Source organism: Pseudonocardia nematodicida (assembly GCF_040105385.1).
GTDB classification, from domain to species: domain Bacteria; phylum Actinomycetota; class Actinomycetes; order Mycobacteriales; family Pseudonocardiaceae; genus Pseudonocardia; species Pseudonocardia nematodicida.
This window is the reverse complement of record NZ_JBEDNQ010000013.1, coordinates 234356-246552: the sequence shown is the minus strand read 5'-3', so window position 1 is coordinate 246552 and position 12197 is coordinate 234356. Positions and strand designations below refer to the sequence as shown.

Genomic DNA, 12197 nt, shown 5'->3' with positions numbered 1-12197 from the left:
GGGGGCGGGTTCCGGTGTATCCGGAACCCCGCCCCTCTCGTCGTATCGAGCCGAAATCGATACGTGCCCACGGGTTTGGAAGATCATCGGCGGGGTACCGGCAGGAATTCACGGCTGCGAGGGGATCTTGTTTTTCCCGGGTGATTCCGGAACGTTCAGCAATTGCCGCGCCGCGGCCGGTGACGCCGGACTCCTCCCCGCCCGGTCGAGCACCCGCAGCGCGCCCTCGAGCAGTTCGCGGTTCGACGGGGTGTCCGGGCCGGCGTGGTCCTCGAGCCCGACCCGCAGGTGCCCGCCCCGGCGGACCGCGAGCTCGGCGAGGCCGGAGCCGACGACGTCGCCGCCGAGCACGGCCACCGACCACGGCAGCCCGGAAGGCTCCAGCAGCTCCAGGTACGCCTCCAGGGCCGCCCGCGTCGGTGGGAGGCCGAACTGCAGGTCGTCGGCGAAGTAGAGCTTCACGATCGCGCCCGGCGGCACCCGGCCGTGCCGGTGCAGGGTCAGCGCGGTGCGCAGGAAGCCCGGCTCGAAGACCGAGATGCTCGGGCCGGCGCCGAGCTGCGCGGTCCGGGCGAACATGTACTCGGTGTCGGCGAACGAGTTCTGGTACGGCTCGGCGGCCGCGGCGTCGGGAACGGTGCCGTCGGCGAGCAGCCCCACGTTCACCGAGCCCGGGTCGACCAGGGTCAGGCCGCCCAGGCCCCGCCGGGCCAGCTCCGCCACGTGCGCCCAGCGGCGCTGCACCGGGATGCCCCGGGCCCCGGCGGCCATCGTCGGGTAGAGCAGCGCGTCCGGGTACCGCTCCAGCACCGGTCCCCACGCCGCCAGGTACGGCTCGACCGCGTGCACGCCGTCGGCGGTGAACATCGGCTCGTCGTTGTGGTTGTGCACGATCGCGGCCCCGAGTCCGAGCGCCTCGCACGCCTGCTCGGTGATCTCGCCGGGCGAGCGTGGGACGTGCGGGTTGCGCTCGCGCGGTGTGGCGCCGTTCAGCGCCACCTCGAGGATCACCGGTGAGGCCACCCCCGCAGCATCGCGGTCCGGACCCCCGCGTGCACGACGGCCGGCTGGTCGGTACCCGCCGAGATGCACTCCACGGCGGTCCGGAGATCGAGTACTCGCCCTGGGCTGCGTCTCGGCGCGGGGGGACGGGTGCCTGCGGCGGTCCGGGAGGCGGGGGCGTGCACGGGGGCGGGCGTGCACGGGGTGGGGGAGTGCGGGGCACGCGGGAGGGCGGTCGGGTGGGACGTAGGCTCGGCGACGTGATCGGCACCCGGGTCCACCCGCCGCGCCGGAGGGCCCGTACCGCGACGCGGACCGCCGGGGCGGTCGTCCTGGTCGCGCTGCTCGCGGGATGCGGGAACGACCAGCCGGCTCCGCTGCACGAGGGCACGCCCGGCGCGGCACCCGCCGACGGGCTGGCCCGGATCGTCGACCTGGCCGCCGAGCGGGCCGAGATGTCCGACCGGGTCGCCGCGGCGGCGTTCGCGGCCGGTGCGCCGGCCGCCGACCCGGCGCGCGAGGCCGCCGTCGTCGCCGGGATGCGGGAGGAGGCGAGACGGGCCGACGTCGACCCCGAGTGGGCCGCGCGCGTCGCGGGCGACCAGGTCGCCGCGGAGGCCCAGGTGCGGGACGCGCTGGTCCGCGGCTGGACCGACCGGCCGGACACCGCGCCCGCGGGCGGCGCCGACCCGGCCGCGCCGGACCCGGAGATCGACCGGATCGACGGCGAGCTGGTGGCGGCGCTGCGCACCGCGACGCCCGCGCGGGCGCACGAGGACTGCGCGTCCACGCTCGCGCAGGCCGCCGTCACCCGCGCCCGGGGGATGGACGACCTGCACCGCGCGGCGCTGGGCGCCGCGCTGCGCTCGGTCTGCGACGGCGCCGGCGACTGATCCGCCCGCACGCCCCCACGAGTCCGGTGTGCTCGGGGTCGGGGGTGTTCAGTCCCGGGTGCCGACGGCCCCGACGAGCTCCTGCACCTGCCCCTGCACCTCGCCGAACAGCGGGCCGCAGGTCGCCGGGTCACCCCCACCGGCCGTCCCCGGGGGTGGCTCGCAGCCGCTCGCCGCGAAGCGGTCCAGGACCTCCGCGGTCGCGGCGGCGCGTCCGGCCGCCGCGGGGGCGTCCCGCTCGACCTGCGGGAGCGCGTTGCGGACCTCGGTGGCGAACCGTCCGCACCGGGAGTAGACCTCGGCCGGATCCCCGGAGTAGCACGTGTCGCGGGCGTAGAAGCCGAACTTGGTCTGCAGCGCCTCCAGGCCGGCGGGATCACCGGGGGCGGATCCGGCCGGCCGTGACGCCGGGTCCCGCTCGATCGTGTCCGGACCGCCGCAGCCGCCGGCGAGCGCCAGGGCGACGAGGACGGCGCCGGCGACAGCCACCCGCCGGCGTGTCCCGTTGCCGCAGCGCGCCCCCATCGGACCGAGGGTAGGGCCTCAGCGCGGTCGGAGGCCGTCGACCAGCAGGTCGAGCAGGCGTCCGGCCTGGACCCGGCCCTCCGGCTCGCCGATCGCCATGCACACCCCGCTGGTCCCGACGAGCACGTCCGAGGCGTCGACGTCGGTGCGCAGGGTCCCGTCGGCGGCGCCGGCGGCGAGCACGGACTCGAGCGCGGCCACCATCCGCTCGCGCTTCTGCGCGAACGGGTTCCGGCCGCACGCGACCAGCGCGTGCAACGAGTCCGCCAGGTGCTTCTTGGTGATGACGTAGTCGACGAAGCGGTCCATCCAGGCCCGCAGCGCCCGGTCGGCCGGCAGCTCGGCGACCAGCTCGTCCGCGGCCGCGCACAGCCGGTCGAGCTCGTTGCGGTAGACCGCCTCCACCAGCGCGTCCCGGGTGGGGAAGTGCCGGTAGAGGGTGCCGATGCCGACGCCGGCGTCCTTCGCGATGCCGTCGAGCGTGGCCGACCCGTCGGCGGCGAACGCGTCCACCGCGGCGGCCAGCAACCGCTCCCGGTTGCGTGCGGCGTCGGCGCGCAGGACGGGTCGGGTGCCGCTCCGCTGCCCGGTACCGGTCGACATGTGGTCCTCCTCGGACTCCGATCGACTCCACGATAACTCTTGCGAAGTGGAGGCGGCTCCGGATAGTGTCGAGCTCACATTCGGAGGCTCCTCCGATTCTACATCCCGGGCCCGCTCCGGCGCCGTCGTCGATGCCGCACCCGAGCAGGGCCCCGCACGAAGACGGGACTACGTATGTTCTTCCGGTCCACGACCCACCGTCTCCCGGTCACTCCGTCCCCTGTCACGTTGCCCGCGTCGCTCGGGCGCACCGCCGTCGAGGTGCTCGACGGCGTCGACCTCACCGGCCGCCGGGCCGTCGTCACCGGCGCGACCTGCGGTGTCGGCCTGGAGACCGCCCGCGCGCTGGCCGGTGCCGGCGCCGAGGTCACCCTGGCCGTCCGCGACCTCGACGCCGGCGCGGCCGCCCGCGACGGCATCGTCGCCGCCACCGGCAACGAGCACATCCGGGTCGGCGAGCTCGACCTCGCCGACCGGCACTCGATCGCCCGCTTCGTCCGGCTGTGGGACGGCCCGCTGCACATGCTGGTGCACGCCGTCGGCGTGGCGAACGCGCCGCTCAGCCGCACCGGCGACGAGTGGGAGCTGCACCTGGCGGTCAACCACCTCGGCCCGGCCGCGCTCACCTCCGGCCTGCACTGGGCGCTGACCGCGGTGGACGGCGCCCGGGTCGTCACCCTCACGTCGGACGCGCACCTGCACGGCGCGTTCGACCTGGAGGACCCGCACTTCTTCACCTCCCGCTACGACCGCGACCTCGCGAACGCGCGGTCCCGCACCGCCTCGGTGCTGTACGCGGTCGAGGCGTCCCGGCGCTGGTCCGGCGACGGCATCGCGGTGAACGCGGTGAACCCCGGCGACCCGTCCTCGCCCGAGGAGGGTGCCGCCACGGTCGTGCTGGCCGCCGCGTCGCCACTGGTCGGGGGGATCAGCGGGCGCTACTTCGAGAACCTCGCCGAGGCCGGCCCGGCCGATCCGGCGGCCGGGCACGGGGTCGCCGCGCACGCGCTGGACCCGGTGGTCGCGCGCCGGGTGTGGCGCTGGACCGAGCGCACGCTGCGCGAGGCCTGGTACTCGGGGCTGCCCGTGGTGGCGTGATCGTGAACGCCGGGGGCCGGGTGACGGGGCCGGTGTCGCAGGATGCGGCACCGGCCCCGCCGTGTCCGGTCAGGAGCGCAGCCAGACCGCGGTGTCCGCGGGCACCTCGTCGCGCGGGGTGAGCGGGCCGCTGGTGAGCATCACCTCGGCGTCCTCGGGCAGCGAGACCGGTGCCGACGACACGTTCACCAGCGCGGTGAAGCCGCTCTCGCCGTCGTCGCCGGTCCGGTCGAAGGCCAGCGTGCCCTCTGGCGAGTCCCGCCAGGTCAGCGTCCCGCCGCCGAGTGCCGGGTGGGCCCGGCGCAGCGCGAGCGCATCGGTGTAGAGGCGCAGCACCGAGTCGGGGTCGGCCTCCTGGACGTCGGCGGCGTGCCGGGCGAACACCTCCGGCTGCGGCAGCCACGGCTCGGCGTCCGCCCCGCCGGAGAACCCGAACGCGGGCTCGCCGGCGGCCCAGGGCAGGGGGACCCGGCAGCCGTCGCGGCCCCGCAGGGTGTGCCCGGACAGCGTCCAGGTCGGGTCGTCGAGCCGGTCGACCGGGATGTCCTCGGCCTCGGGCAGCCCGAACTCCTCGCCCTGGTAGACGTACGCGGTCCCGGGCAGGGCGAGCATCAGCAGCGTCGCGGCGCGGGCCCGGCGCAGACCGAGCTCGGGGTCGGACGGCAGGTCCAGCACGTCGTCGAGGTTCCAGCCGCGGCCGGCCTCCGGCTTGCGGGACAGCCGCGACGGGTGCCGGCACACGTCGTGGTTGGACAGCACCCACGTCGCCGGCGCGCCGACCGCGGTGTTCTCCGCGATCGCGTCGTCGATGTTGGACCGCAGGTCGTCGGCCAGCCAGGCGGCGGTGAGGAAGTTGAAGCTGAACGCGGTCTGCAGCTCGTCCGGGCGCAGGTAGCGGGCCAGCCGCTCGGGATCGGGCACCCACGCCTCGGCGACGAAGACCCGCGGCGGGTCGTAGGCGTCGCCGATCGCCCGCCAGGACCGGAAGATCTCGTGCACGCCGTCGCGGTCCAGGTAGGGGTGCGTGCCGTCCTGGACGTCGTTGACGCCCGGCTCGATGTCCGGCAGGCCCGGCTGCTTGACCATCGAGTTGGCGACGTCGACCCGGAAGCCGTCGATGCCGCGGTCGAACCAGAACCGCAGGGTCTCCTCGAAGTCCGCGCGGACCTCGGGGTGCTCCCAGTTCACGTCGGGCTGGCGGACGTCGAACAGGTGCAGGTACCACTGCCCGTCGGGCACCCGCTCCCAGGCGGACCCGCCGAACATCGAGATCCAGTTGTTCGGCGGCTCCGACCCGTCCGCGCCGCGCCCGTCGCGGAAGACGTAGCGCTCGCGCTCCGGTGAGCCCGGGCCCGCGGCCAGGGCGGCCCGGAACCAGGCGTGGTCGTCGGAGTGGTGGTTGGGGACGATGTCGAGGACGACCCGGATCCCGCGCTCGTGCGCCTCGGTGATCAGCGCCTCGGCCTGCGCGGTGTCACCGAACATCGGGTTGATCGCGCGGTAGTCGGCGACGTCGTAGCCGCCGTCGGCCAGCGGCGACGGGTACCACGGGTTGATCCAGATCGCGTCCACGCCGAGCCGGGCCAGGTGGTCGAGCCTGCCCCGCAGGCCCGCGATGTCACCGGTGCCGTCGCCGTTCCCGTCGGCGAAGCTGCGGATGTAGACCTGGTAGACGACGGCGTCGCGCCACCAGTCGGCGTCGTGGGCGGTCATGCCTCTCCCGGGGAAGTCGTGGACGGACGGGTGTTTCACACTGTTCCATCCTGTTGCATCCGCTGTCTAGGATGCGGTCATGGACCAGCGATCGGCAGGGGTGCGGGACATCGCGCGCCACGCCGGGGTCTCGCCCGCCACGGTCTCGCGGGCGCTGCGCGACGGCACCCCGGTGTCGGCCGGGACCCGCGAGCGGGTCCGGCGCGCGGCCGCGTCGCTGGGGTACAGCGTCCCGGTACGGGCACTCACCGTCGCCGTGCTGGCCCGCTTCCCGGGACGCTGGTTCTTCGCCGAGGCGATCGGCGGCGTCGAGCGGGTGCTCTCGGCGGCCGGGCACGCCACCCAGCTGCACAACGTCGGTGACCCGGTCGCGCGCGCCCACTTCTTCACGACGCTGCCGGTCCGCGGCCGGGTGGACGGCCTGATCGTGGTCGCCTCCGCGATCGACGACGACGAGCGGGTCGCGCTGGACGCACTCGGGATCCCGGTCGTGGCGGTCGGCGGCGCGATGCCCGGCCGCCGCCGGATCGGGATCGACGACCGCGCCGGCGCCCGGGCGGCCGTCCGGCACCTGGTCGGGCTGGGGCACACGGGAGTCGCGCTGGTCTCGTTCGACCCGGACGAGGCCTGCGGCCGGGCCACCACCCGGGACCGTCGCGCGGGGTGGGCCGACGCGCTCACCGAGGCGGGTCTGGAGCCCGGTCCGGTGTGCGAGGCCGGGTCGGACGTCGAGGCCGGTGCTGCCGCGGCGGGCGAGCTGCTGTCGCTGCCGCGGCGCCCGACGGCGGTGTTCGCCATGTCCGACGAGCTCGGCGTCGGCGTGCTGGGGACGCTGCGCCGGGCCGGGGTCCGGGTGCCCGGGCAGGTCTCGGTGATCGGGTTCGACGGTCACGAGATGGCGCCGGTCGCCGACCTCACGACGATCGCGCAACCGGTCCGCCGCCAGGGCGAGCTCGCCGCGGAGGCGCTGCTCGCCCTGCTGGCCGGCGACGAGCCGGAGTCCGTGGAGCTCCCGACCCGGCTCGTCGTGCGCGGGACGACGGCGCCGCCGTCGCACTGAGGTCCGGCGTCAGGCGAGCCGGTCGGGCCGCAGCTCCACCCGCCGCAGCAGCTGGGCGTTCAGCGCGACGACGATCGTCGACAGGCTCATCAGGACCGCCCCGACCGCCGGGGGCAGCACGAACCCGGCCGGCGCGAGCACCCCGGCGGCCAGCGGCACCGAGACCAGGTTGTACCCGGCTGCCCACCACAGGTTCTGCACCATCTTCCGGTAGCCGGCCCGGGACAGCGCGATCACCGACAGCACCCCGCGCGGGTCGGACCCGGCGAGCACGACGCCCGCCGCGCCGATCGCGACGTCGGTGCCGGCACCGATGGCGATGCCGACGTCCGCCCGGGCCAGCGCCGGGGCGTCGTTCACGCCGTCGCCGACCATCGCGACGACGCCGCCGCGGGCCTGTAGCCGGGCGACCACGTCGTCCTTGTCGGCGGGCAGCACCTCGGCGAACACCTCGTCGACGCCGAGGTCGCGGGCCACGGCGTCGGCGACCGGCCGGGCGTCGCCGGTGATCATGACGACCCGGACGCCGCGGGCGTGCAGCCCCTCGACCGCGGCCCGCGACTCGGGGCGGACCGTGTCCGCGAGCGCGATCGCGCCGGTGACCCGCTGACCAGGGGCTTTGCTCTGCTCACCGGTACGCACCAGGTAGAGCACGGTGGCGCCGTCGGCGTGCCACGCGTCAGCTCGTTCCCGCAGGTCGGCGGGCACGTCGAGACCGAGATCGGTGATCAGTCCCGGGCCGCCGACCGCGACCTCCTCGCCGTCGACGACGGCCCGCACCCCGCGCCCGGTCAGCGACCGGAAATCCCGCGCCGGGGGACCCGGGACCGGGCCCGCGGCGGCCACGACGGCACGGGCGAGCGGGTGCTCGCTGTCCACCTCGACCCGGGCGGCGACGGAGAGGGTGTCCTCGGCGCCCGCGACGCCGACGACCTCCGGGGTCCCGGTGGTCAGCGTGCCGGTCTTGTCGAACAGCACGGTGTCGACGCTGCGGGTCCGTTCCAGCGCCAGCCGGTCGGTGACCAGGATCCCGGCCCGCGCGGCGCGGGCCGTGGAGATCGCGATGACCAGCGGGATCGCCAGGCCGAGCGCGTGCGGACAGGCGATCACCAGGACGGTCACGGTCCGCACCACGGCCTGCGGCAGCTCGCCGAGCAGCGTCCACGCGGCGAAGGTGAGGACCGCGGCGCCGGCGGCGAACCAGAACAGCAGCGCCGCGGCGCGGTCGGCGAGGGCCTGCGCCCGGGAGCGGGACGCGGTGGCCCGCTCGACCAGGCGGCGGATCCCGGACAGCGCGGTGTCCTCGCCGACGGCGTCGACCCGTACCCGCAGCGCGGAGTCGGTCGCGATGGTCCCGGCGACGACCCGGTCGCCGGGGCTCCGCGTCACCGGGCGCGACTCCCCGGTGATCATCGACTCGTCGACGTCGGCGGTGCCGTCGACGACGGTCCCGTCGGCCGGGACCCGCCCGCCGGACCGGACCAGGACGGTGTCGCCGGCGGCCAGCGCGGCCGGCGCGACGGTCTCGACGGTGCCGTCCTGGCCGACCCGCTCGGCCGTGTCGGGCAGCAGGGCGGCCAGCGCGTCCAGGGCGCCGGAGGCCTGGCCCAGTGCCCGCATCTCCAGCCAGTGCCCGAGCAGCATGATCACGACGAGCAGCGCCAGCTCCCACCAGAAGTCCAGCCCGCCGATCCCGAGCGAGCCGAGGAGGCTGGCGCCGAACGCCACGGTGATCGCCGTGCCGATCAGCAGCATCATCCCGGGCCGGCGGGTCCGGATCTCCGACACGGCGCCGGTGAGGAACGGCCATCCGCCCCAGAAGAAGATCACCGATCCGAGGGCCGGGGCGATCCACGCCGACCAGCCGGGCGGGGTGTAGCCGAGGAACATGCCGACCATCGGGCTGGATGCGACGACCGGGACCGCCAGCACCAGGGTCAGTGCGAACCGGTCGCGGAACTGGGCGGCGTGGTCGTGGTGACCCGCGTGCTGGTGGGCGCCGGCGTGCCCGGCTTCGGTGTCCGGTGAGCTGGTCATGGGAATCCTCCTCGCAGGAGGAGAACCGAAATACCCCTGAGGGGTATTCCGGTGTCCCGGTCATCTCTCAGCGGCGTCGCGGGGCGCTGCAGTCGCCGGCCCCCTGCCGTACGAGCTCGCCGTACTCCGCCCAGAGATGCTCCGGGAAGCGCTGCACCGGCATGGAGATGCTCAGCGCGGCGATCGGTGCACCATCGCCGTCGAGGATGGCGGCGCCGACCGCGGCCACATCGACGTGGCGGCTGCGGACGGACACCGCGTAGCCCTGTGCCCGGACCGTCTCCAGCGCCGTCATCAGCCGGACGGGGTCGGTGACGGTGTCCTCGGTCAACGCCTCCAGTGGGGCGCCGAAGACCAGTGCTCGGCAGTCGTCCTCGGGCATGGCGGCGAGCACTGCGTGGCCGGCGGAGGTCGCGTGCGTCGGGACGCGGCTGCCGATGGTCGCGGTCGTCCGGACCGGGTTCCCACCCTCGACCTTGTCGATGAGCACGACGTACCGATGGTCGGGTACCGAGAAGTGGATCGTCTCGCCGGTGCGCGCCGCCAGGCGGCGCATCACGGTGAGTGCGACGGCGCGCAGTTCGTGGCCGGGCAGCAGGCGCGCCCCGATCGACGAGGCCTTCGACGTGATCACCCAGTGCCCCGGCGGGTCGTCGGCCGGCCGGATCCAGCCGAGATCGGCGAGGGCGTGCAGCATCCGGTGGGCCGTCGTCTTCGGCAGATCCGCCGCTCGGGCCACCTCCGTCGCTCCGGCGGGCTGGTGTTCGGAGACGGCCTCCAGGACGGCGAGAGCCGCCGCGACGCTGCGCATCTTCTTGACTCCCTCGATCGGCTCTGCCTACTGTGACTCGCGCCACGTGTTCCATTTTACGCCTAGCTGTTCCGCTAGGTGGAACCGTATCAGGGGGTCATGTGCCGAACCACATCTCGTCCGGTCCGCTCGACGGCGTCCGCGTACTCGATGTCACCCAGGTGATGGCCGGGGCGTACTGCTCGCTGCTCCTGGCCGACATGGGGGCCGACGTCGTCAAGGTCGAGCGGCCGGACCGCGGCGACGACACCCGGGGGATGGGGACCAACCGCGACATCGAGGCCTCGCCCGCCTTCAACGCCATGAACCGGAACAAGCGCGGTGTCGCCCTGGATCTCAAGAGCGCCCGCGGCGTCGAGATCATGCGACATCTCGTCCTGAGCGCCGACGTGCTCGTCGAGAACTTCCGTCCGGGGACGCTCGACCGGCTCGGCCTCGGCTACCAGGAGCTGCACGCACTCCGCCCGGAGCTCGTGTACTGCTCGATCTCCGGGTTCGGGTCCACCGGCCCCTACGCCGCGCACGGCGGGTTCGACCTCGTCGCCCAGGCGATGAGCGGGCTGGTCAGCGTGACCGGGCACCCGGGGACCGACCCGGTGAAGCTCGGGGTGCCGGTGTGCGACCTCAATGCCGGCCTGTTCGGGGCCTACGGCGTGCTGTCGGCCTACATCCACCGGCTCCGCACCGGGGAGGGGCAGCTCGTCGACACCTCGCTGCTCGAGGCCGGGATCGCCTACACGGTCTGGGAGACCGCGGCCCTGTTCAGCACCGGGGAGGTGGCTGGGCCGATCGGGTCGGCCCATCGGCTCTCGGCGCCGTACGAGATCTTCCCGACCGCGGACGGGTGGATCGCCCTGGGGGCGGCCAACGCCCGGAACTGGGAGCGGCTGTGCGCGGTCCTCGAGGCGCCGGAGTTCGCCGACGACGACCGGTTCGCCGACAACGGCTCCCGCATGGCGAACCGGCCCCAGCTGGTCGACGAGCTCTCCCGCCGTTTCCGTACCCGGCGCCGGGACGACTGGCTGGAGCGGCTCAGGGCGGCGGGGGTCCCCAGCGGGCCGGTCAACGACATGGCCGAGGTCTACGCCGACCCGCACGTCCGGGCGCGCCGGATGGTGGGGTCCACCGACCATCCGGTGCTCGGGGAGGTGCGGCACATCGGACCGCCGGTCAAGCTCTCCGCGACGCCGGCCCGGGTCGAGCGGCCCGCGCCGCTGCTGGGTCAGCACACCCGCGAGGTCCTGCTCGAGGCCGCGGTCGCCCCCTCCGAGATCGACGACCTCCTCGCCGACGGCGTCGTGCGGGAGACCCTCGACGCGCGGTCCCGCGCCGGCGTCACCGGAGTCACCTCATGAGCCACCTGGTGCTGTCCGGGCTGACCAAGCGCTTCGGCGACGCCACCGTGGTGGCCGGTCTCGACCTGTCCGTCTCCGACGGTGAGGCGGTCGTGGTGCTCGGGCCCAGCGGCTGCGGCAAGACGACGTGCCTGCGGATGGTCGCCGGTTTCGAACGGCCGGACGACGGCGAGATCCGGCTGGGCGGGCGCTGTCTCGCCGGGCCGGGGACCTTCGTCCCGCCGGAGCGTCGCGGGATGTCGGTGGTGTTCCAGAGCTACGCGCTGTGGCCGCACATGACGGTCGAGCAGAACGTCGGCTACGGGCCGACGACCGCGCGGGTCGGGCGGGCCGAGGTGCGCCGCCGCGTGGCGGAGGCGCTGGGCCTGGTCCGGCTCCCCGACGCCGGCCGGCGCTACGTCCACCAGCTCTCGGGTGGCCAGCAGCAGCGCGTCGCGCTGGCCCGGGCCCTCGTGAACGACCCCGCCCTCCTGCTGCTCGACGAGCCGTTGTCCAATCTGGACACCCATCTGCGCGAGGAGCTCCGGGCCGAGGTCAAGCGGATCCAGCGCTCGCTGGGCGTCACGATGCTCTACGTCACCCACGACCAGGCCGAGGCCCTCTCGCTCGCCGACCGGCTGGTCGTGATGAACAGCGGCGAGATCGCCCAGGTCGGGTCGCCCGAGGAGGTGTACCGGCGTCCGCGGAACAGCTACGTGGCACGTGCACTCGGCACGACGAACATCCTCACCGCCACGGGCAGCCCGGCCGGCCGCGGCTACCTGCGTGTACTGGGCAACGTCGACGCCGCCGTCGAGATGGCGGGGGAGCCCGGGGCCGGCGGTGTCGTGGTGTCCGTCCGTCCGGCCGACGTGACGCCGGTGCCCGTCTCGGATGCCGAGGAGCCGACCGGACGCATCGCCGAGGCGCTGTTCTTCGGTGATCTCGTCCAGTACCGCGTCGACGTCCCCGGGCGGCCGACGCCGGTCAAGGCGAACGGGCCCGGAACCCGGCTGCTGGCCGTGGGGACCGAGGTACGGCTCGAGATCACCCCCGGCGCACTCGCACCGCTCGACGACGAGACGACCGGGAGCGGGCAGCTCCCGGTCCCCGCCTGACCG

Annotated in this window: 11 protein-coding genes; 5 read left to right on the top strand and 6 right to left on the bottom strand. The window is 74.8% G+C overall.

Annotated features, from left to right (window positions below; translation table 11 throughout):
- Positions 1-108 precede the first annotated feature (108 nt).
- A complete protein-coding gene (locus WIS52_RS27720) occupies positions 109-1023 on the bottom strand; it encodes a beta-keto acid cleavage family enzyme (protein WP_349301337.1) in 915 nt (304 codons plus the stop codon).
- A gap of 239 nt (positions 1024-1262) precedes the next feature.
- Here WIS52_RS27720 and WIS52_RS27715 point away from each other — a divergent pair, with 239 nt between their 5' ends.
- Complete coding sequence (locus WIS52_RS27715; RefSeq protein WP_349301336.1) at positions 1263-1895, top strand: chorismate mutase; 633 nt, start codon at positions 1263-1265, stop codon at positions 1893-1895.
- A 48-nt stretch (positions 1896-1943) separates the two neighbouring features.
- On the opposite strand, the gene WIS52_RS27710 is transcribed toward WIS52_RS27715, so the two are convergent.
- The gene (locus WIS52_RS27710; RefSeq protein WP_349301335.1) at positions 1944-2420 is read right to left on the bottom strand and encodes a hypothetical protein; all 477 of its coding nucleotides are present in this window, start codon (positions 2418-2420) and stop codon (positions 1944-1946) included.
- A gap of 18 nt (positions 2421-2438) precedes the next feature.
- The gene (locus WIS52_RS27705) at positions 2439-3023 is read right to left on the bottom strand and encodes a TetR/AcrR family transcriptional regulator (RefSeq protein WP_349301334.1); all 585 of its coding nucleotides are present in this window, start codon (positions 3021-3023) and stop codon (positions 2439-2441) included.
- Between the two features lie 228 nt (positions 3024-3251).
- Between WIS52_RS27705 and WIS52_RS27700 the strand changes: the two genes are divergently transcribed.
- The gene (locus WIS52_RS27700; protein ID WP_349301333.1) at positions 3252-4121 is read left to right on the top strand and encodes an SDR family NAD(P)-dependent oxidoreductase; all 870 of its coding nucleotides are present in this window, start codon (positions 3252-3254) and stop codon (positions 4119-4121) included.
- A 69-nt stretch (positions 4122-4190) separates the two neighbouring features.
- On the opposite strand, the gene WIS52_RS27695 is transcribed toward WIS52_RS27700, so the two are convergent.
- The gene (locus WIS52_RS27695; protein ID WP_349301332.1) at positions 4191-5834 is read right to left on the bottom strand and encodes a glycoside hydrolase family 13 protein; all 1644 of its coding nucleotides are present in this window, start codon (positions 5832-5834) and stop codon (positions 4191-4193) included.
- Between the two features lie 79 nt (positions 5835-5913).
- Here WIS52_RS27695 and WIS52_RS27690 point away from each other — a divergent pair, with 79 nt between their 5' ends.
- Complete coding sequence (locus tag WIS52_RS27690; protein ID WP_349301331.1) at positions 5914-6894, top strand: LacI family DNA-binding transcriptional regulator; 981 nt, start codon at positions 5914-5916, stop codon at positions 6892-6894.
- 9 nt (positions 6895-6903) lie between these two features.
- Here WIS52_RS27690 and WIS52_RS27685 read toward each other — a convergent pair whose 3' ends face one another.
- Positions 6904-8931, bottom strand: coding sequence for a copper-translocating P-type ATPase (locus tag WIS52_RS27685; RefSeq protein WP_349301330.1), 2028 nt, complete (start codon positions 8929-8931; stop codon positions 6904-6906).
- Positions 8932-8998: 67 nt separating this feature from the next.
- Complete coding sequence (locus WIS52_RS27680; protein WP_349301329.1) at positions 8999-9742, bottom strand: IclR family transcriptional regulator; 744 nt, start codon at positions 9740-9742, stop codon at positions 8999-9001.
- A 101-nt stretch (positions 9743-9843) separates the two neighbouring features.
- On the opposite strand from WIS52_RS27680, the gene WIS52_RS27675 reads away from it, so the two are divergent.
- Together WIS52_RS27675 and WIS52_RS27670 are read left to right on the top strand one after the other, a co-directional pair.
- Positions 9844-11097 carry a CaiB/BaiF CoA transferase family protein gene (locus WIS52_RS27675; RefSeq protein WP_349301328.1) on the top strand — a complete coding sequence of 418 codons (1254 nt, stop codon included), beginning with the start codon at positions 9844-9846 and terminating at the stop codon, positions 11095-11097.
- Positions 11094-12194: an ABC transporter ATP-binding protein gene (locus WIS52_RS27670; protein ID WP_349301327.1), complete on the top strand. Its 1101-nt coding sequence runs from the start codon at positions 11094-11096 to the stop codon at positions 12192-12194. Before WIS52_RS27675 ends, WIS52_RS27670 begins: the two co-directional genes overlap by 4 nt.
- Positions 12195-12197 lie beyond the last annotated feature (3 nt).